This window comes from Pseudomonas sp. B21128, from assembly GCF_044218865.1.
GTDB lineage: Bacteria > Pseudomonadota > Gammaproteobacteria > Pseudomonadales > Pseudomonadaceae > Aquipseudomonas > Aquipseudomonas iridis.
In genome coordinates, this window is sequence record NZ_CP162590.1 from 5693735 (window position 1) to 5712930 (window position 19196).

Here is a 19196-nt window from a genome sequence, read left to right on the forward strand (position 1 = left end):
GCTTGCCAGCGATAAGGCCGGATCAGACACCGCAGATCTCGAAACTGCCCGCCCTCACCCAATCCCCGTATAATCGCGCTCTTTTTCCCCAAGGCTCCCCGCTCGTGGCAGACAAACGTTACAGCTGCATTGGTTTGTACAACCCAAAATCACCGGAGAACGTCGGTTCGGTGATGCGCGCCGCAGGCTGTTACGGCGTGGCGTCGGTGTTCTATACCGGCAAGCGTTATGAACGCGCCGCCGATTTCGTCACCGACACCAAACGCGTGCATTACGACATTCCACTGATCGGTATCGATGATCTGAAAAAGATCCTCCCGCTCAACTGCGTGCCGGTCGCTGTGGAACTCGTGGAAGGCGCCCGCCCGCTGCCGGAATACACCCACCCGGACCGCGCGCTGTACATCTTCGGCCCGGAAGACGGCTCGCTTGATAAAGAGATCCGCGACTGGTGCGAAGACGTCGTGTACATCCCGACCACCGGTTGCATGAACCTCGCCGCAACGGTCAACGTTGTGCTCTACGATCGCATGGCCAAAGGCCTGAACACCCGCTCCGGGCCTAAATTCCGCTGAAGCGTCGCACATCCGATGGAACAAGCTGACCGCTCTGGCAGTCAGCTTGTTTATCCATTATTCATTGCCTGGAGAAAGATCATGACCGAGCTCAAACGCGTCGAGCGTATCGAATCCACCCCGTTTCAATCCCCGTCCGATCAAAATGTTCATGGCTGGGAGCGCATTGGCTCACTGGCCGGCGGCGTCGTGATGGTCGGCAAGGGCCTGCGCCGTGGCGGTGTGTTCGGGTTGATTCAGGTGGCAATTGGCGGTGTGGCCATGGCCCGCGGCATTACCGGGCACAGCTCGGTGAAAAGCCTGTTCGAGAAAAGCCGTCAGGACATGAACAACGTGCGGGCCAAGATCGAGCGTGCAGGTGAAGAACTGAGCAAGCTGAAGGCCAACGCCGAGGCCGCAACCAGCACCGCAACCGTTACTGGCAATGATTCGGTGAAATCGCCGAAAGCCGGGGTTTGATTCTGAGTTGGCGATGAGGCTCCCGGCCTCATCGCTGGCAAATCAGCTCCCGCAGGGTTTTGGAGTGTTCACAGAATCTGTGCCATTCAGATAAACCTGTGGGAGCTGGCAAGCCAGCGATGGCGGTATTAATAAACAACACATTATCCAAGACGTTTGTTCGTTAACCCGCGCGGAAAATCAGATGATCTTCCCAGTCATCCTCTGCCACGCTGCCTTCGGCGAGCATGCGCCCGGACTGGGAAATCCTTTCGTGGTGCACCGCATCTCGGTCGCCGCACACCAGGTGATGCCACAACGGCAGATCCTTGCCTTCGCTCACTAGTCGATAACCACACGTCGGCGGCAGCCATTTGAACTCTTCAGCCTGGCCGGGCGTGAGCTGGATGCAGTCCGGGACAAACTTGATGCGGTTCGGGTAGTCGCTGCACTGGCAGGTTTTCAGGTCCAGCAGTTTGCAGGCGATGCGCGTGTAGTAGACGCTGTTGTCTTCCTCATCCTCGAGTTTTTGCAGGCAGCACAGGCCACAGCCGTCGCACAGCGATTCCCATTCCTCCAGATCGAGTTGATCGAGGGTTTTGCGTATCCAGAACGGTTCGACTTTGGCGGCCATGGCTCAAGCATCAACATCAGGTGGTGAAAAGGCCGCCAGTCTAGTGCCGAAGCCCCCGCGGGCCAAGCGCTGGCGACTGCCGGTTGCCCCGCACTTGTCAGTTTTTGTGGCAACGCGATCAATAACCGCGATTGAAATCCACTTCCCCACGCAATGCTTCACCCGCCTGATACGCCTTCAAGTTGTCGACGAACAACTGCACCATCAACGCCGGTGACGTCGGTGCCGAGCTGTGGCCGGTGAGCAGCAAGCCCCACGCCGTCCAGAACGGGTGACGTTGCGGCAGTGGCTCCTGACGGCAGACGTCGATCACCGCGCCCGCCAGATGACCTTCCTTGAGGGCCTCCACCAGATCCGCATCGACCACTGCCACGCCCCGCCCGACGTTCATGAACAAACCGGTCGGCTTGAATTGCTTGAACAGCGCCGCGTCGTAGATATCGTGGGTGTGTTCAGTATTGGGCAGCAGGTTGACCACGTAATCCACTTCGCCCACCAGTCGCGGCAGATCCGCCATTGAGCCGACCTCGACAAACGGCGCCTGCTCGCGGGCACTGCTGGCGATGCCGTACAGCTCAACGCCGAACGGCAGCAGAAACTGCGCCACGCTCTGGCCGATGTCGCCGGTGCCGACGATCAACACTTTACGCCCGACCAGACTCTGGCCGGTGCGGTTGTCCCATTTACGCTCGACCTGGCTGACCAGCCGTGCCAGCACTTCGCGTTCGTGGCCGAGCATATAGGTCAACACGTATTCAGCCATCACCTGGCCAAAAATCCCCACCGCGCGGGTCAAGCGATAATCCCGGCAGAGGCCGTCGGCGAGCAGCGGTGTGATGCCGGCCCAGGTCGATTGCAGCCATTGCGGTTGATGCCCTTGGCGCAACAAGGTCGCGAGCAGATCCGGTTGTCCCAGCCACACCGGGCAGTCGGCAGCCAGTTGGGCCAGTTCAGCCGAGTCGCCGCTGGTCAGCACTTCGAGCTCCGGCGCCGCCTGTTGCAGCAGTCGGGCGTATATCGCGTGGTCGTGTTCAGCAATCAGAACGCGCATCTTCAAACCTTTCGCAAATCGTGCAGATGGCCACAACTTTCATCGCGGCCATCGCGTTAAAAACAGTTCCAGGGTTAACGAGGCCCAGAACAGGGCCTCGCCGATCACATTGGGTCGTTGCGACGCAACAACTCTTCGGGCAAGTGCTCGATGTATTCGTCCTCGGCCGGTGGCATTTGCAGGTGATAGCCCTGCTTGTCGAGGTTTTCCAGCACCACGACGATGTCTTCGCTAGCCAGTTTGCGCTCCGGCGACAGCACCAGATTGAACGAGTGTTTCGGCTTGCCGAACGCCAGCATCAGGGCTTCCGGCACACGCTCAAGCTCATCGCTCTTGAGCACATAGAGGTACATGCCACTGCGTTTCGAGCTTTGGTAAATGGAGCAAATAAGTTTCAAGGCTGTTCTCCGGCGGTGGCCAGGCTGTCGAGCAGCTTCTGGCCCATGAGTTCGCGGCGCCAGCCACGCAGCGACTCAGGCAATTGGTAAGGACCCTCGGGGTAGCCGCTTTTGACCAGAGCTTCGAGAGTTTTCTTGCGCAGCATCAGTTCCGGGGCGATGTCCAGGCGCTCGGCCTCGGCCTGCCCCAGGGCGCGCAGTTGCTTGATCAGCGCAGCCGCTTCGATCGGCAACGGCTCCGGAACAGCGGGCGGCCATTGATCAGGGCCCACACTGCCAGAGCGCTTGATCAGATCAAGCAGAAATTCGCCGTCCTGACGCACGGTACGCGGGTGCATGTCTTCGATCTTGCCCAGCGCACTGAGCGAGTCCGGTTGAGTGCGGGCCAGCGGCCACAGCGAATGCTCGCGCACGATACGGTTGCGCGGCAGGTCGCGGGCGCGGGCCTCGCGTTCGCGCCAGGCGCACAGTTCGCGCAGTACGGCCAACTGCGCACGGGACAGTTTCCACGCCAGTTTGGCGTCGCGATAAACCTCGTACGGATCGGTTTCGCGACGCAGGTTGGCGACCAGTTCAGCGCCATCCTCCAGTACCCAGGCGAACTTGTCGTGAGACAGTTTCGGGCGCAACTGTACGAAAACCTCCGCCAGATGCACGGCATCTTCGGCGGCGTAGCTGATTTGCGTGTCGGACAACGGACGCTGCAACCAGTCGGAGCGGGTTTCGCCCTTCGGCAGTTCGATGCCGAGCACTGATTGCACCAGCCGCGAATAACCCATCGAGAACCCGAGGTTCAGATAAGCGGCGGCCAATTGCGTGTCGAACATTGGCGCTGGCAGGCTGCCTGTCAGGCGCAACAGGACTTCGAGGTCTTCACTGCAGGCGTGCAGGACTTTAAGCACGGCCGGGTTTTCCAGCAGTGCGGCCAGTGGTTGCCAGGCATTGATGCTCAGCGGGTCAATCAGGTAGGCGCGTTTGCCGTCGCCAACCTGTAACAGGCCGGCAATCGGGTAGAAGGTGTCGACCCGCATGAATTCGGTGTCGATGGCCACGAAAGGCAGCTGCTGCCACTCGGCGCAAAATTGCGCGAGGCTTTCGTTGTCGCGAATCCAGTGAATATCGATGGCCACACGGCTCTCCCTTGAAGAATGGCGCGCAGTATATATCGCCACTGGCGGTTTCCGCGCCTCAACTGGAAAAGAGCTTGATGAAATCTCCTGCCTGAAAGAAGAATAGTCTTACAAGGTGAGTCTGCTGGCTCACTCTTTGGCCAAGACCCCGTCGATCACCGCGCCACGACAGCCCGCGAACATGTCCAGATCCTGCTGATACACCGAGCTGTGCACTTCCAGCAGGCCCAGCATCGAATGAAACAGGTTGTCCTGGCTCAACGGCTTGTCGCGACTCATTTGCAGGCAATGCGTGTCGACCGAGTAGGACTTCTGATAGCTGTCGGAGAACCACGCCAGCATGGCGACATGTTTCTGCTGCTCCGGCGCCAGCATGTAAGGCGTGCCGTGAAGGAACAGGTTGTACTCGCCCAGCGACTCACCGTGATCAGACAGATACAGCATGGCGGTATCGACCTTGTCCTGATTGCTGCGCAACACATCAATCAGACTCGACAGCACATGGTCGGTGTACACCAGTGTGTTGTCGTAACCGTTAACGATACTTTCGCGGCTGCAGTTGTTCAGCGCATTACTTTCACAGACCGGGGTGAAGTGCTCGTACTCCTTCGGATAACGCTTGAAGTATTCCGGGCCGTGACTGCCCATCTGGTGCAATACCAGCACGGTGTCCTTGTCCAGGTGATCGATAAAACCCTGCAGGCCTTGCAGGAGAATTTCGTCGCGGCATTCGCTGTTGGCGCACAAGGTCGGGTCTTTCAAGTTGCTGACGTTTTGCACAGTGACGCGATTACAGGTGTCTTTGCAGCCGGACTGGTTATCGCGCCAGATCACGTCGATCCCCGCGCGCTTGAGCACATCCAGCAAACCCTCTTCATTCTTCGCCTTACTGGCGTCGTAGTTCTTGCGGCCCATGTTGGAGAACATGCACGGCACTGAGACCGCCGTTTCCGTGCCGCAGGAATGCACATCGGTAAACGCAATCAATCCTGCTTCCTTGTCGAGTGTTGGCGTGGTGTCGCGGTCATACCCCAAAATGCCAAAGTTCTCCGCCCGTGCACTTTCACCCACCACCAATACGGTCAAGGATTTGCGCGGATGATTCTGCAAGGCAACATCGCGCTGAGCATCCTCGCCGATCTTGAGGAATGGCTGCTGCGCAGAAGCAACTTGTTCACGCAGATAGCCGGCCGATGCACCGATGTAATTGCTCGGCACCAGCATCAGGCGCAATTCGTGGTGATTACGAAACAAGGATGACAACCCTTGGTAGTTGGCCAGCGCCACCCCACCGATGACCGCCACTGAGGCAAAGCTCACAATAACCTTGCTGAACAACTCGCGGTGCCAACGGCGGTAGTCGACCGGAACTTTCCACAGTAACCAGGACGGCACCACACCTAAAAAGACTATGTAAGCGAGCAACTTTAAAGAGAGCAGGTCACGAACTTCGGTGACATTGGTTTCAGCGAAGTTACGCAACATTCCCGCATCGATCAATACACCGTATTGGCTCATGAAATAAGCCACACCGGCGCTGATCAGGAACAGCAACATCAGTACCGGTTTCAATACTCGGCGAAACGCCAGGAAGGTCAGCACAATGTTGAAGGCCGCGAAGATCATCGCCCCGAAAGCAACACGCATGGCTATGCCCTTGGCATCCGCCGAGGTAATCGCGAACAGGTGCTGCCAAAGCACGAAGTTGAATCCAGCTAAAAAAAACGCACTGGCACACAACGTCACCCATTCCGGGCGCACGGCTTTTAACTTCAACATAGTTAAGGATATTCCTGAAGAGAAGTGCCATCGCCAATCGTGAAAAGTTCATTGACTTAGACAGCACAAACTTTAAGCAGGCAACCATCAATTTTTTGTGAAAAAGAAGCCAACGAATAGTTGGTTGATGGCTATAAGCCAAAACTTGCAGAGTATTTGGGAATGATTCAGGTCTGGTTCAGCGAATCGCAGGATCCTCCTACCGGGATCGGCATTATTGGATTTTTAGGTAGGGTCGTGGATTTTCTGGTTTGCCCCCGTCAGGTGAGTGCACGCCTAATCGTCAGCCTTCGGTTTTAAGGTCTGAACATGGAAAACGTCCGCATCACCACCCGCCCCGCAACCTGGCTCATGCTCGGCATCGTCTTGGTAGGCCTTAACCTGCGCCCATCGATGGCGGCAGTTGGTCCGTTGTTATCGGCAATACGCGGCGATATTGCGTTGAGTTTCAGCGTCGCCTCGCTGCTGACGATGCTCCCTGTCATGGCGATGGGATTGGCAATGTTTTCTGCAATGGGCATCAGCCAGCGCCTCGGCGAGCAACGCACGGTACTGACGTCGCTGGCCATCATTGGCCTGGCGACCGTGGCACGCCTGTTTGTTGATTCGGCCGCCGAGCTGATTGTCAGTGCCGTGCTCGCCGGGTTCGGGATCGCACTGATTCAGGCCTTGATGCCAGCGCTCATCAAATCGCGATTTCCCGACAACGTGACACTGTGCATGGGCCTGTATGTGACCTCGATCATGGGCGGCGCGGCCATCGCCGCCTCGTTTGCACCACTGGTCATGTCACGCACTGGCAGTTGGCGTGTCGGTCTGGCGATATGGGCAGGGCTGGCACTGCTGGCATTGTTGTTCTGGTGGGCACAGCGGGCGAATACGCTTCGGGACTCGGCACCCGTTGTAAGGAAACAATCCTTCTTCACACATTCCCGCGCCTGGTTGCTCGCAATCTTCTTCGGTCTGGGGACAGCGTCCTACACGTGCGTTCTCGCCTGGCTCGCGCCGTATTACGTTGAAAAAGGCTGGAGCGAACAAAACGCCGGGCTGTTGTTAGGTTTTCTGACCGCCATGGAGGTGATTTCCGGCCTGGTAGTGCCCGCCATCGCCCATCGCAGCCGTGATCGTCGTGTGGTGCTGATGGCGCTGCTCGGGCTGATCATTGGCGGTTTCTGTGGACTGATCCTCAGCCCGCAATTCCTCAGTCTGTTGTGGCCCTGCCTGCTGGGTCTGGGGATTGGCGGCCTGTTTCCGATGAGCCTGATCGTCTCGCTCGATCACCTCGACAACCCGCAGCGCGCCGGAGGTCTGACCGCCTTCGTACAGGGAATCGGCTATCTGATTGCCGGGCTCTCGCCACTGATGGCGGGTATGATCCGCGATCAGCTGGGCAGCTTCGAATGGGCGTGGTGGTCACTGACCGCAGTGATGATGATCATGCTTGTCATGGTGTGGCGATTCGATCCCCGGCATTACGCTCGCCAGTTCCAATGAACGGGCTAGAGGCTTCTGGCCATGTTTCAGCGGTTTGATGGATGAAGTCGTCTTACTAAAACTTTCTGTCCCACAACTGTCCGTGAAATGTCCTACAAGGCTTTGTCCTGGCACCATCGTTCCGTTAGGATCGTTCGCACACGTTTGCGCGTATTCAGCGCAAGGAGCACAGCGAGACAGTACGGATGCTGAACAGTAACTTGCTTCGAAAACTCGACATGCAGGATCTCATGGTGTTTGTCGCCGTGTATGAGCAGAGCAGCGTCACCGATGTTTCGGAAACGCTGTTTGTCAGTCAGTCCACCGTCAGTTATTGCCTGAAAAAACTGCGCACCAGTTTCGAAGACGAGCTATTCATCAACACTCGCACCGGCATGCGCCCCACCTACAAGGCCTGCAGCATGTACGGCCATGTGCAGAAGATTCTGGAAAGTATCAACCTGTGCCACGCCGGCGCCCCGGTGTTCAACCCGACCCAGCAAGCGGTCACTTTCAACATCTGCGCCCCGGAATACTTCGAGCAACTGATTCTGCCGCGCCTGCTGAAACGTTTCGACTTCGATGACTTGCCGGTGATGGTCAACGTGCACAAGTTCGAAACTGACGTCCCGGCCGACGAATTGCGCGATGGCAGCCTCGATCTGGTGATCAGTTTCGGCCCCCATTTTCACCGCCACCACACTGACCTGAAATCGCGAATGCTGCTGGAGGATGACCTGGTCTGCGTCTTCGACAAACGCGCCACCCCACTTGAGCCGCGCCTGAGCCTGCAAGCGTTCACCGAGCGGCGGCATGTGTTCCCGACACCCTGGACGTCCACCACCAATATGGTCGACGGTTGGCTGGCACGGCAGGCACAAAAACGCCAGATCGTCGCGCGCTCGAATAGTTACAGCGCCGCACTCAAGATGATCACCGGCACCGACTTCATCCTCACCCTGCCCCGGCGCATCCAGCGTTTACTCACCAACGATGCGGTGTTTAATCACTGTGAGCCGCCCAATGGCCTGCCGGGATTCACCCTCGATATGCAATGGAGCCAGAACGCCGATCAGGACAGCGCCAACGTGTGGCTGCGCGAGCAAGTGATCAAGGTGTGCAGCGAGCTGGAAGCAGGCTAAATGGCGGCTTTACTGTAGGACTCGCGGTCGATATCCAACAGTTCCACACATAACTGCACCTCGACGCCGGCCGGCCATTCGCAAAGCTCCTGCAACACCGCCAGCAGACTTTGCGACAGCTGCTTCTTGGTCTCCGCCGAACGACCGCTGAGCAGCGCCAGCTTCACATGCACAAACGCCCGCTCGCCCATGGCCGTGCCGACTTTGAAGGTTTCAACCTTTACCGCACGGCTCTTGATATCGAACTCGGCGGCGAACTGACCGGAACCGACCAGCGTGTTGTTTAGCCGGATCAACGCGAGGTCGGCGTTCAACTGCGGCAGGTTGGCGGTGTATTCCATGTGCAGGTGTGGCATGGGGATGCTCCAGTCAGCGGGTTGGGGGGGCATACATATAACACAGCCAATCGCAGCGCCCTGAGGGGTATCACGCCGGGATCAGAGGTCTTTCGCTCATGAACGCTTCAAGCCGTGAGCGCAACCAGCGCTCTGCCGGGTCGCTGTCGACGTGGCTGAGCCAGACCATCGACAGGTCCAGCGTCGGCGTCTTGAACGGGAACGGTTCCTTGAACAGCAGTCCGGAAGTGGCCATGGCTGCGGCGGTGTAATCCGGCAGGCTGGCGATCAGGTCGGTGCCGGCCAACAGCGCCGGCAATGCGCTGTATTGCGGCACCGACAGCACCACCTGACGGGTACGACCGAGTTCTGCCAGCCACTCGTCGGCGAAGCCGCTCACGTTGGCTGTGTGGGACACCAGCACGTGCGGACGCGCACAGTATTCATCGAGGGTCAGCGGCGTATCGGAGGCGTCGGCACGCAAGATGCTCGGCTGAATGTGCCGCAGCAGTTTGCGCTTGGCATTGGCCGGCAGGCCACGGGTCTGGCTGATGCCGACCGTGATATCGCCGGCGGCCAGCAAGTCGGGAATCCGCCAGTAATCGACGTGTTGCACAACGAACACAACGCTCGGTGCTTCCTGACGCAGCGCGCGCAACAGCGGCGGCAACAGGCCGAACTCTACGTCATCGGACAGGCCGATGCGGAAGGTCATGGTGCTCACCGCCGGATCGAAATCGCGGGTCAGACTCAGCGCCACCGACAGCGAATCCAGCGCAGGCTTGAGGTGGCGAAAAATATCTTCGGCACGGGCCGTCGGCTCCATACGGTGGCCGACGCGAATAAACAACGGATCGTTGAGCATCGTGCGCAAACGGTTGAGCGCCGAGCTGATGGTCGGCTGGCCGAGAAACAGCTTTTCCGCCGCGCGGGTGACGTTGCGTTCGAGCATCAAGGTCTCGAACACCACCATCAGGTTGATGTCAGCCTTGCGTAGTTCGTTGCGGTTCATCCATAGCCCCCTGCTCCCCGAAATACCGGCAGTGTAGAAAGGCCTTGGGCCTGGCGTCCATCAACCTTTGTGCCGCGATGTAGCGGTTCAATGAGATATCGATGACTACGCTCCAGTCCGCACTATTCAGAAACATTCGAGAATGATTGGAAACAAATGTCCGATGGCCAAAAAAACCGCCTGCGTTAGGCTTGGGTCGATGCGCCAAACAGGCTGTCGCACGAACACATCGCATGGAGCGAACTGAATGTATTTCGAGATTTACAGACAATCCAGAGGCACCCCAAGCACCGGCAAAGGCCAATGGCGCTGGAGGTTACGCGCAGGCAATCACGAGACTATCGCCAGTGGCGAGTCGTATGTGAACAAGGCGGATTGTTTACACGTGATCGCGTTGATCAAGGGTGTACAGGGGGAGACGCCGATCAAGGAGATCTGAACAAGCCAGTCGATTCAGCAGGGTGGCTGAAGGTGCCGAGCTGAATGGTTGCGCAAAAAAAGACCCGCCAGGTTTTATCCTGCGGGTCTCAATTCGCGGTGCATCATTGCTCACTTCAGTTAGAAGTCAAGAATCGATAAAAGCCTGCCTTGAGCCTTCTAGAAAGGGCCTACCCCCCATTTGACTACGGTTGAGTCTCTTGAGAAGCCTTACTGTCCAGGAAGCGCTTTACGAGATTATCGTACTCCGCATCGGTGATATTCCTCACCCGTTGATAGGCACGTATTTCAACATTATCGCCCATCGGGAATACCGTGGGGGTTCGGTCCACAGCTGAGCCTATTCCGGTCCCGTTGATCATGTCTTGCTGAATGATCTCCAGCGTGAATTGCTGGCCAGGTCGCAGGTGCGATAGGAAAGGCACCCCTACCAAAAAGATCTCACAATCCCTGACAGGTGGCTTGGGTGGCCCGTCAACCGTATCCACCTGGCCCAACGATACTAAACGTTGATCATAAGCATGTTTGGAAGCACCGGGCATTATTTGCCAAAGCTCTGTGAAAATGCCCTGATTGATTGCCCCATCTGACGCGATCACACAGAATTTTTTCTGCACATTGTCTGGCGAAACAAGCCAGTGGGACAGCGCTATATAGCCATCCTTATACACTTGCTGCTGGGGCAACCAGTCATTAAAACTTGCAAAGAACGAATTATGGTACTTATCGCTCACGCCCCGAGTTGCCAGCCCTCCACCCAACACTAATATCAGGGTCAGACCAACCGCCGCCATGAATCCAAAACGACGCGCCAGAATCATGGAAAGCCCCGCCAGGAACACACCGAACATCGGCATGAGCAACAGGAAATGATGTCGCGACGGGCTTTGAACATAGTAAAAAAGCAGCCACGCCATACATGTCGAGAACGTCAGCAAAAAGAGCAATCGTCTTGCATTGCCCATGAAGTACAAAAGCACTCCACCCACAATGCATAACAATGGAGCGGCGAAGCCAAACAGGACTTTGAACACCTCGATATCACGGCTTAATGGAAACCGATAGGACGCATACAAATTTGAATAGTCGTGCTGTCCAAAATCCCGCGACCACGCGAATAATATCCAGCTCAGAAATGGCAGAACTGCAAAAGCTATCAGGATCGCTGACGAGACCGCCCGAAAAATAATATCGCGCGCGAATTTCGCACGAACAATGTCTACCAGGACAATGATCAGAACAGCAACGGCCATTCCAACGACTGCAAATATGTACCAGCGTCGGAATATAAACATCAGACTAAACAAGGCGCCCAGAGTGATACTGGAACGGACTATTGTTGATGATATCTGCCACGGCTTCTCTCGCGGCCCCTCCTCCTGAATAGCTTTAACCAAGGTAAAAGCACTTAGCAAGGCACCAGCATACAGGACGACACCGCCAATATCCGGCATCAGTAGAAGGGTTGTGCCAAAGTAATTGGACAAACCAAAGAAAACAGGAAAGCTCGCGAGAATCCACCAACTCTTATCGTCTGCTTTATAAGCGAGGGAGCCACCATTGACGAGACACTTGGCGATATAGGCGAGCATGATATAGGCGGGGACCGCATATAGCATTGTTATCGAAAGCGTATAGTTGACTCGCGTCGGACTGCCTGTGATCAAGCTCAGGAGAGCAGGGCCGATTGCAGGAAGATTGGAGTACTCACCAGCGTAAGCAGTCAAAAACGTGCTTATCGCTTGCATCACCAAACCGGCTTTTAGCAGTTCGTACAGAACCTCGGTTTTCTCCCAGTAGTTCCGGGAATCCCAATAATAAACGGACACGGATCTACTTTCACACCAATATGCCACCAGCACCAGACACGCAAAGAACAGCAGAAAATTAAAACAGGTGAAAAATGATATTTTTTTTCCGCGGGATTTGAACCCATCGAGAAACTTGCCAAAATTCATTACGAGTGACAAAGCTACAACGAAGAAACCTATGCAGACGAGAATGACGACTCCAAGAAATTCAAAGTAATCATACGCGCTGGAAATTTTGAACACGACAACAGTCGAATCGAAGTATGGCGTACTTCCAGGAGGTCCCGTGCCCACCGTAACCTGAATAGACGCAATCCCCGCGTCCATACTTACTGATTTTTCAACCCATTTGTTGTTCAAGAAATCCTTTTGAGGGATCGTCAGGGTATTCGAATAGCCGAGGTGACCATTCTTATCAAACGCCTTGAGATCGACCGAGATACCATCGCTCTGGGTTGGTTTTCCATCGGACTGATACAGGGCATACGAAGGCTTGGTGAACAAGAGCTTGATCTCTTTGGGCTGGGACAAGAAAGTCGCCGCCAAAGCATTTCGAACTACAGCATCACTGTACGCGGGGTGCAAATTATAGCCATTAGCCAGACGCCCCCACGCGTCTACAACCTCCGGCTTTACATTCTCGATCTGCTTGCCATCCGAATAGCTGACGTTGGCAGATTCTATGCTTTGAGATTTGGGCTCGAAGGCACCCAGTAAAAACAGTCCAAACAGGAGAGTAGCGCCAGACAGCCAATATTTGGCTTTGCCCAATTGCCGTAGTGCCTGGGACGCATACCATCCGGCAAAGGCGAATACAAAAACTACGACACAGACAAAAAGCGCTCGCGCAGTAAAGGGAAGAGCGCCCATTGAGCGATAAAAAACCAGGGCGACTCCACCTAAAACACACACCCCGAATAATAAGTACAAAAAAGATAACTTCTTGTTAAACATTCCTACTCCGTCACTCTGAATCGTTATAAAAATCCGTTAACTCTGCCCCTCCGACGAGCAAACTTACTACTCACCCTCCTTCTTCGCCTGGAGACCTGAAGAAAATACGTATAAACGAGTCAGACAATACATGGAACCTGTATAGCATACCGCTGCGGCAATTTGGGCCAACACAGCGTGAACACCGAACCTGTCCAGCAGAAGATGGAGAACTAGAAAATTCAACAGAAATGCAATAAAAAATGCAATCAGGTAACGCATACTTTCGGCAACGAAACTTCCATTGCTACGGAATACGATTTTTTTGGACAAAATGAAGCCACACACAAAACCTACAGCATAACCCACTATATTAGCGATAAAGGGTGAAAAACCCGCCCACATCATCGCGAACATGATTGAAAAACCGACCAGCGTATTAAACGCACCACTTCCAGCATAGCGTTTTAAATAAACTGATTCAGCGCGCCATTTAGACATACAGATAAACCCTCATTACAACGCCTATATCAAGCCCACCACCTGTCGCCCTCTACGCAAGCCGATCCCTCCTATTGCAAACACGCACAGTCAGATCTAAAAAGGATCTGACATGAACAGTGATTGCAATCCGAATCTACGACCTCTGAGAGCGCTCAGTTTCGCTTACCACCACCCTTGTTTTTTTATCCCAAGTGGTACCACCGATAATAAACTGCTGCCTGCCATTCAGCTTCAAGTAAGTCCGACCGAGGTACTCACCCACCATGCCAATACATAAAGTTTGAATACCACCAATAAACAGAACCACCGCAATCAGTGAAGCCCATCCTGGGGGAAACTCTGGATGCAACAACTTCGCTACCACTACAAAAACCACCATCACCATACTGAGCGCGGCCAAGGAAAAACCCATGTAGGTGGCGAATCTCAAAGGAAGTATCGAGAAGCTTGTCGCCATCTTGAGCCACAAGGACAGCAACCTGCGAAAATTATAGTTGCTTTCACCTTCGTGTCGGGCCTGGTGTTCAATATCAATGGCTGTAATAGATTGGGTTGCGTCAAGGATCAGACCGTCTATATAAGTATACGGACCATCGTATTTTGTTATTTCGTCAACAATCTCACGACGCATCGCCTTGAAAGAAGAAAGATACAATCCGCGCGGCTTACCCAGCAGCAGTGTGGCGACGAAATCGTTGAAGCGACTACCCGCTTGCTTCCACCACGCATGCTTTCTGTTCATATACCGCGTGTAACAAACATCATACCCATCATCAACCGCACGCATCACCTGACTCAGGGCGCTTGGTGGGTGCTGAAGATCATCATCCATGATTGCAACTATGCGACCACGAACGTTATTAAGTCCCGCCATAATCGCATTGTGCTGCCCAGTGTTTCGACGAAGATTAATTCCTCGTATAAATTCGTGGGTTTCAGCCAGAGACTGTATGACATGCCAGCTGTTATCGGGACTTGCATCGTTGACAAGGATAAGCTCAAACTTGTTTGAAAGACCTTCTCTGTCCATGGACTCCTGGATCTGCTGTACCAGCACCGGCAAAATACTAGCGCTTCGATAAACCGGTACAACGATCGACAGATCTAGAGTTGCATCACTTAAACTCATAGGGTTCAGCATTCCAATTTTGCCTGAAATCATTAATCAATTTACCGCGTAAATACGCAGAAACCATTCATATTTTTAGTACATTAATTTAACAACCACATAACAATTTACTTATCCAACAGCGTAATCTCGATATTGGCTCTACACATAACTCGAGATAAGCTATTTAAATATTTCTGCACAATTCTACTCACAAAAGGTGCTTGTTAGGAAGCGATTCCCTGATCAACGCATCCGTTTAGACCCGACAAAGGCATGATTCCAACCTTCAAACCTGTTGCGCTTCGCGACTGCTCACTCATCTCAAATGCACGGCATCGTTCCACGATGGAGCGGCTCGACGACGAGCCCTGCAGCACTCACACCCCCGGGCGCGACGCTGAGGGCGTGCCACAGCGGGAATCTGCAGCCTTGGGTACCACACGTGCTCAACCGACATTTTAAGCGAGCAAAAAAAACCCCGTAGCTTTTCAGCTACGGGGCTTTTTCTATGTATGGCGGAGAGATAGGGATTCGAACCCTAGGTACCGGTGAAGGTACAACGGATTTCGAATCCGTCCCATTCGGCCACTCTGGCATCTCTCCAACGGCGCGCATCATAACAACACTTTTACCGAAAGCAAACCCTCTTTCGAAAAAATCTACGTGCTATCAGATGCTTGCGTCGATTAAAGCGGTACACCCAGACGATTGGCGACTTCTTCGTAGGCTTCGATAACGTCACCGAGGCCCTGGCGGAAGCGGTCTTTGTCCATCTTCTTCTTGGTGTCCTTATCCCACAGACGGCAGCCGTCCGGGCTGAACTCGTCGCCCAGGACGATGGAGCCGTCGCTGAACACGCCAAATTCAAGCTTGAAGTCGACCAGCAACAGGCCGGCGTCGTCGAACAGTTTGCTCAGGACTTCGTTGACCTTGAGCGACAGTTCTTTCATGCGAACCAGTTGCTCGGCGGTGCCCCAGCCGAATGCCACGACGTGGGATTCGTTGATGAACGGGTCGCCCTTGGCGTCGTCCTTCAAGAACAGTTCGAAGGTGTACGGATTGAGCTTGATGCCCTCTTCCACACCCAAGCGCTTGACCAGGCTGCCCGCAGCGTAGTTACGCACGACGCACTCGACCGGGATCATGTCCAGCTTCTTCACCAGGCACTCGTTGTCGCCCAGCAGCTTGTCGAATTGGGTCGGAATGCCGGCCGCTTCGAGTTTCTGCATGATGAAGGCGTTGAACTTGTTGTTCACCATGCCTTTGCGGTCGAGCTGTTCGATGCGCTTGCCGTCGAACGCCGACGTGTCGTTGCGAAACAGCAGGATCAAGCGGTCAGCGTCGTCGGTCTTGTACACCGATTTGGCTTTGCCGCGGTAGAGTTCTTCACGTTTTTCCATGATGGGCTCCGCTTGCTAAGTAGGTGGGCTAGGCGATGTGGCGCCAGTCGAGCCCTGAATCTTGATCGGCCAGTTGCAGCCAGTCCGGGTCGCACCCAAGGGTGTCGACAAAACATTGTCGGGCCAGCTGCGGCAAGTTGTTCTTGCTGCTCAGATGAGCCAGGACCAGGTGTTGCAGCCCCTGCCAGCCCAGCTCGGACACCAGGAATGCCGCCTGATGATTGTTCAAATGTCCCAGCTCGCCGCCCACCCGCTGCTTGAGAAAGTACGGGTAGTGACCACGGGCCAGCATGTCACGGCAATGGTTGGATTCGATCATCAACGCATCGAGATCCCGAAAACCCTCCAGCACCCGCTCGCAGTAGGAACCCAGATCGGTCAGCAGGCCGAAGCGCCGCTGCTCGATGTCACTGAATACATACTGGGTCGGCTCCTGCGCATCGTGGGCCACGGCAATGACCCCGATGTTCAGTGCACCGATCTGCAGCTGCTCGCCGCCGGCCAGAAAGCCTGCGGGTTCAATCGGTTTGCGCATCCCGCGCAGTGTGCCGCGACTGAGGTAGACCGGCAGATTGTAGCGCCGAGACAGCAAACCCACGCCATGCACGTGGTCGGCATGTTCGTGGGTTACGAGTATCGCGCTCAGTTGCGTCGGGTTGACACCCAGGCGCAACAGGCGTTTTTCGGTTTCCCGCAGGGAAAAACCACAATCCACCAGCACATACGTATCAGCACTGGCGATCAGCGTGCCGTTCCCTTGGCTACCGCTGCCGAGAACGGCAAAACGCATGTGATCAGCCCAGGTTGTCCTGAATGACGCTCAACACTTTGCGCGCCACTTCAGCCGGCGCAACGGTGTTGATGTTTTTCTCGACGGTCACCTGAATGTTCTCGCCAACCTTGCTCAGGCGAACCTGATAACGCTCGGCACGGGCTTCCACTTCTTCCTTGCTCGGCGCGCTGCCGAACAGGCCGCTGAAGAAACCAGGCTTGTCGTCTTTGTTCTCGGCTTTTTCGGCCAGGTTGATGTAGTACAGGCCAAGGCTGCGGTTGATGTCTTCAACGCGCCATTCGCCTTGTTCCAGTGCGCGACCAACGCTCGACCAGGCACGGTCAAGGTCGGTACCGACGTTCAACACCGGGTTACCGCTGCCGTCTTCGTTGAGACTGACGCGGCTCGGAGTATCGAAATCACGGGACGCCAGCATCGACACAGAACCGCCCTTCTCGGAGATACGGTTCATGCTCGCGAGCATGTCGTCGACCAGAGCAGCGTCCAGACCCGTGTTGACCGAACGGTTGGTGAAGGCCACATCGGCGCTGCTGCCGGCAGGACGCTCGGCGCTGACCACGTAGATTTCACTGGTGTTGCGCTGCACGCCTGGCTCGATCCGCACACGAACGCGGGTTTCGCTGTCGCTGGCGATACCGGCCGCGCTCAGACGTTTGGCCATGGCGGCGGACAGTTCGTCGGAGTGCTGCCAGGTGGTGGTGAATTCGCCGGTTTGTGGACGCTGTTCGTCCAGACGGAAACCGTTATCCTGGAAGAACTGCACAGCCACTGGCCAGACTTCGGCCGGTGGATGCTGGGCCACGACCCAACGGGTATCGCCGCTCTTCTGCAGCGAGTAGTCGCTGGCATCGGCCACGGCCGACAACGGCTGCGGACGCGGAACCACGTACTCACCCTTGGCGGTGTCGTCAGCAACGTTGCGCGGGATCGGCAACAGCGGATCCAGACGCTTGGAAGTGCTTACATCCGCTGGCAGTTGCATCGGTGCAGTCTGTTGCGCTTGTAGGTAATCGCTACCACGGTCGCGGAAATAACCTTCCGGCCCCCAGACCCATCCACAGCCGCTGGTGCTGGAGATAATCAAGGCAAGTGCGGAAAGTCCGGCCATTCGCTTCATGCGTTGTACTTCCTCAATTAAACCAGGACGCTGCACTGGCGCAGGGCCGAGCGAAGCGTTTCATGACAAGGAGTGCTCAGCCAGGTGAGTGGCAGGCGGATGCCTTCGTGCATCAGGCCCATTTCAACCAAAGCCCACTTCACCGGAATCGGGTTGGCTTCGATGAACAGGTCTTTGTGCAGCGGCATCAGTTTTTCGTTGATGGCCCGTGCGGTCTCGGCGTCGCCCTTGAGCGCGGCCTCGCACAGATCAGCCATTTCGCGCGGAGCGACGTTGGCTGTCACCGAGATATTGCCCTTGCCGCCCAGCAGGATCAGCTCGACGGCGGTCGGATCATCGCCGGACAGCACGATGAAGTCCTTGCTCACGCCATCGATGATCGCTTTGGCACGAACCAGGTCGCCGGTGGCTTCCTTGATGCCGATGATGTTCGGCACGGTGGACAGGCGAATCACGGTCTCGGCCTGCATGTCGCAAGACGTGCGGCCGGGAACGTTGTAGAGAATCTGTGGGATGTCGACCGATTCAGCGATGTGTTTGAAATGCTGATACAAGCCTTCCTGAGTCGGCTTGTTGTAGTACGGAACGACCAGCAGGCAGGCATCGGCGCCGGCTTCCTTGGCGTTGCGGGTCAGCTCGACGGCTTCGCGGGTCGAGTTGGCGCCAGTGCCGGCGATGACCGGAATACGGCCTGCAACCTGTTTGACCACGGCTTTGATGACGGCGATGTGTTCTTCTACATCAAGGGTTGCCGACTCGCCGGTAGTACCGACCGCGACAATGGCATGGGTGCCGTTCTTGAGGTGGAAGTCCACGAGTTTGCTGAGGCTGTCCCAGTCAAGACGCCCTTGTGCATCCATGGGAGTGACCAGTGCCACCATACTGCCCGCAATCATGAAACCGCTCCTGCCGGAAAAAGAGAGCGGTAATGGTACTGGCGCCAAGATGCTTGCACAAGCAAAGTACTGCGCTGCCGCCATTCCCCTTGGCGCCGCTTTTCGCTACCCTTCAGACTTTGATCGGTACTGATCAGCTTGTACGCCGGGTTTCAGCCTCCCTTTTCGGCCTCCCAGGCCCCGTTCCAGCGTCGCATCGACGCGCTCCCGTTGAGTGGAGCGAGCC

19 protein-coding genes and 1 tRNA gene are annotated in these 19196 nt (G+C 55.7%); 5 read left to right on the forward strand and 15 right to left on the reverse strand.

What is annotated here, in order from left to right:
* Positions 1 to 104: 104 nt before the first annotated feature.
* Together AB4P91_RS25665 and AB4P91_RS25670 are read left to right on the forward strand one after the other, a co-directional pair.
* Positions 105 to 575, forward strand: a complete 471-nt coding sequence (locus AB4P91_RS25665) for an RNA methyltransferase (RefSeq protein WP_007911337.1) — start codon at positions 105 to 107, stop codon at positions 573 to 575.
* Positions 576 to 656: 81 nt separating this feature from the next.
* Positions 657 to 1034, forward strand: a complete 378-nt coding sequence (locus AB4P91_RS25670; protein WP_150594361.1) for a DUF2892 domain-containing protein — start codon at positions 657 to 659, stop codon at positions 1032 to 1034.
* A gap of 163 nt (positions 1035 to 1197) precedes the next feature.
* On the opposite strand, the gene AB4P91_RS25675 is transcribed toward AB4P91_RS25670, so the two are convergent.
* From AB4P91_RS25675 to AB4P91_RS25695, 5 genes are all read right to left on the reverse strand, one after another.
* A complete protein-coding gene (locus AB4P91_RS25675; protein ID WP_042558093.1) occupies positions 1198 to 1647 on the reverse strand; it encodes a YcgN family cysteine cluster protein in 450 nt (149 codons plus the stop codon).
* A gap of 118 nt (positions 1648 to 1765) precedes the next feature.
* Positions 1766 to 2698 (reverse strand): D-2-hydroxyacid dehydrogenase, encoded by a 933-nt coding sequence (locus AB4P91_RS25680; protein WP_042561975.1) that lies wholly within the window; start codon positions 2696 to 2698, stop codon positions 1766 to 1768.
* A 104-nt stretch (positions 2699 to 2802) separates the two neighbouring features.
* Positions 2803 to 3096 (reverse strand): YcgL domain-containing protein, encoded by a 294-nt coding sequence (locus AB4P91_RS25685; RefSeq protein WP_395603959.1) that lies wholly within the window; start codon positions 3094 to 3096, stop codon positions 2803 to 2805.
* Entirely contained in the window at positions 3093 to 4226 is a 1134-nt protein-coding gene (rnd, locus tag AB4P91_RS25690; protein ID WP_395603960.1) for a ribonuclease D, read from the reverse strand. Before rnd ends, AB4P91_RS25685 begins: the two co-directional genes overlap by 4 nt.
* A 129-nt stretch (positions 4227 to 4355) precedes the next feature.
* The gene (locus tag AB4P91_RS25695) at positions 4356 to 6005 is read right to left on the reverse strand and encodes a phosphoethanolamine transferase (protein WP_395603961.1); all 1650 of its coding nucleotides are present in this window, start codon (positions 6003 to 6005) and stop codon (positions 4356 to 4358) included.
* Positions 6006 to 6314: 309 nt separating this feature from the next.
* On the opposite strand from AB4P91_RS25695, the gene AB4P91_RS25700 reads away from it, so the two are divergent.
* Entirely contained in the window at positions 6315 to 7499 is a 1185-nt protein-coding gene (locus AB4P91_RS25700) for a cyanate transporter (RefSeq protein WP_395603962.1), read from the forward strand.
* Positions 7500 to 7684: 185 nt separating this feature from the next.
* A complete protein-coding gene (locus AB4P91_RS25705; RefSeq protein WP_150594364.1) occupies positions 7685 to 8620 on the forward strand; it encodes a LysR family transcriptional regulator in 936 nt (311 codons plus the stop codon).
* Here AB4P91_RS25705 and AB4P91_RS25710 read toward each other — a convergent pair.
* Together AB4P91_RS25710 and AB4P91_RS25715 are read right to left on the reverse strand one after the other, a co-directional pair.
* Positions 8617 to 8976, reverse strand: a complete 360-nt coding sequence (locus AB4P91_RS25710; RefSeq protein ID WP_047300084.1) for a 5-carboxymethyl-2-hydroxymuconate Delta-isomerase — start codon at positions 8974 to 8976, stop codon at positions 8617 to 8619. The two genes, AB4P91_RS25705 and AB4P91_RS25710, sit on opposite strands and share 4 nt — an antisense overlap.
* 70 nt (positions 8977 to 9046) lie before the next feature.
* Complete coding sequence (locus AB4P91_RS25715; protein WP_047300083.1) at positions 9047 to 9967, reverse strand: LysR substrate-binding domain-containing protein; 921 nt, start codon at positions 9965 to 9967, stop codon at positions 9047 to 9049.
* Between the two features lie 247 nt (positions 9968 to 10214).
* Between AB4P91_RS25715 and AB4P91_RS25720 the strand changes: the two genes are divergently transcribed.
* Positions 10215 to 10406, forward strand: coding sequence for a DUF1508 domain-containing protein (locus AB4P91_RS25720; protein WP_150597308.1), 192 nt, complete (start codon positions 10215 to 10217; stop codon positions 10404 to 10406).
* 184 nt (positions 10407 to 10590) lie between these two features.
* Here the strand turns inward: AB4P91_RS25720 and AB4P91_RS25725 are convergent, their stop codons facing one another.
* The 8 genes from AB4P91_RS25725 to dapA all read right to left on the reverse strand — a co-directional run bounded on the left by AB4P91_RS25725 (position 10591) and on the right by dapA (position 18970).
* Positions 10591 to 13170 (reverse strand): hypothetical protein, encoded by a 2580-nt coding sequence (locus AB4P91_RS25725; protein ID WP_395603963.1) that lies wholly within the window; start codon positions 13168 to 13170, stop codon positions 10591 to 10593.
* Between the two features lie 66 nt (positions 13171 to 13236).
* On the reverse strand, positions 13237 to 13650 hold the full coding sequence (locus tag AB4P91_RS25730) for a GtrA family protein (RefSeq protein ID WP_150594368.1): 414 nt from the start codon (positions 13648 to 13650) through the stop codon (positions 13237 to 13239).
* A gap of 136 nt (positions 13651 to 13786) precedes the next feature.
* A complete protein-coding gene (locus AB4P91_RS25735) occupies positions 13787 to 14815 on the reverse strand; it encodes a glycosyltransferase family 2 protein (RefSeq protein ID WP_395603964.1) in 1029 nt (342 codons plus the stop codon).
* A gap of 462 nt (positions 14816 to 15277) precedes the next feature.
* Positions 15278 to 15367, reverse strand: a tRNA-Ser gene (locus AB4P91_RS25740).
* A gap of 83 nt (positions 15368 to 15450) precedes the next feature.
* Entirely contained in the window at positions 15451 to 16164 is a 714-nt protein-coding gene (gene purC / locus AB4P91_RS25745; protein ID WP_042558078.1) for a phosphoribosylaminoimidazolesuccinocarboxamide synthase, read from the reverse strand.
* A 28-nt stretch (positions 16165 to 16192) separates the two neighbouring features.
* Positions 16193 to 16954 carry an MBL fold metallo-hydrolase gene (locus tag AB4P91_RS25750; RefSeq protein WP_395603965.1) on the reverse strand — a complete coding sequence of 254 codons (762 nt, stop codon included), beginning with the start codon at positions 16952 to 16954 and terminating at the stop codon, positions 16193 to 16195.
* Positions 16955 to 16958: 4 nt separating this feature from the next.
* Positions 16959 to 18074 (reverse strand): outer membrane protein assembly factor BamC, encoded by a 1116-nt coding sequence (gene bamC, locus AB4P91_RS25755; protein WP_150594370.1) that lies wholly within the window; start codon positions 18072 to 18074, stop codon positions 16959 to 16961.
* Between the two features lie 17 nt (positions 18075 to 18091).
* Positions 18092 to 18970 carry a 4-hydroxy-tetrahydrodipicolinate synthase gene (dapA, locus tag AB4P91_RS25760; protein WP_042558075.1) on the reverse strand — a complete coding sequence of 293 codons (879 nt, stop codon included), beginning with the start codon at positions 18968 to 18970 and terminating at the stop codon, positions 18092 to 18094.
* Between the last annotated feature and the right edge of the window lie 226 nt (positions 18971 to 19196).

Excerpts from the sequence above, each read along its gene's own strand:
- AB4P91_RS25750 (WP_395603965.1), bottom strand. The coding sequence starts at position 16,954 with ATGCGTTTTGCCGTTCTCGGCAGCGGTAGCCAAGGGAACGGCACGCTG.
- AB4P91_RS25725 (WP_395603963.1), bottom strand. The coding sequence starts at position 13,170 with ATGTTTAACAAGAAGTTATCTTTTTTGTACTTATTATTCGGGGTGTGT.
- bamC (WP_150594370.1), bottom strand. The coding sequence starts at position 18,074 with ATGAAGCGAATGGCCGGACTTTCCGCACTTGCCTTGATTATCTCCAGC.
- AB4P91_RS25705 (WP_150594364.1), top strand. The coding sequence starts at position 7,685 with ATGCTGAACAGTAACTTGCTTCGAAAACTCGACATGCAGGATCTCATG.
- purC (WP_042558078.1), bottom strand. The coding sequence starts at position 16,164 with ATGGAAAAACGTGAAGAACTCTACCGCGGCAAAGCCAAATCGGTGTAC.
- dapA (WP_042558075.1), bottom strand. The coding sequence starts at position 18,970 with ATGATTGCGGGCAGTATGGTGGCACTGGTCACTCCCATGGATGCACAA.
- AB4P91_RS25730 (WP_150594368.1), bottom strand. The coding sequence starts at position 13,650 with ATGTCTAAATGGCGCGCTGAATCAGTTTATTTAAAACGCTATGCTGGA.
- AB4P91_RS25700 (WP_395603962.1), top strand. The coding sequence starts at position 6,315 with ATGGAAAACGTCCGCATCACCACCCGCCCCGCAACCTGGCTCATGCTC.
- AB4P91_RS25675 (WP_042558093.1), bottom strand. The coding sequence starts at position 1,647 with ATGGCCGCCAAAGTCGAACCGTTCTGGATACGCAAAACCCTCGATCAA.
- AB4P91_RS25695 (WP_395603961.1), bottom strand. The coding sequence starts at position 6,005 with ATGTTGAAGTTAAAAGCCGTGCGCCCGGAATGGGTGACGTTGTGTGCC.
- AB4P91_RS25670 (WP_150594361.1), top strand. The coding sequence starts at position 657 with ATGACCGAGCTCAAACGCGTCGAGCGTATCGAATCCACCCCGTTTCAA.
- AB4P91_RS25735 (WP_395603964.1), bottom strand. The coding sequence starts at position 14,815 with ATGATTTCAGGCAAAATTGGAATGCTGAACCCTATGAGTTTAAGTGAT.
- AB4P91_RS25720 (WP_150597308.1), top strand. The coding sequence starts at position 10,215 with ATGTATTTCGAGATTTACAGACAATCCAGAGGCACCCCAAGCACCGGC.
- AB4P91_RS25710 (WP_047300084.1), bottom strand. The coding sequence starts at position 8,976 with ATGCCACACCTGCACATGGAATACACCGCCAACCTGCCGCAGTTGAAC.
- AB4P91_RS25680 (WP_042561975.1), bottom strand. The coding sequence starts at position 2,698 with ATGCGCGTTCTGATTGCTGAACACGACCACGCGATATACGCCCGACTG.
- AB4P91_RS25715 (WP_047300083.1), bottom strand. The coding sequence starts at position 9,967 with ATGAACCGCAACGAACTACGCAAGGCTGACATCAACCTGATGGTGGTG.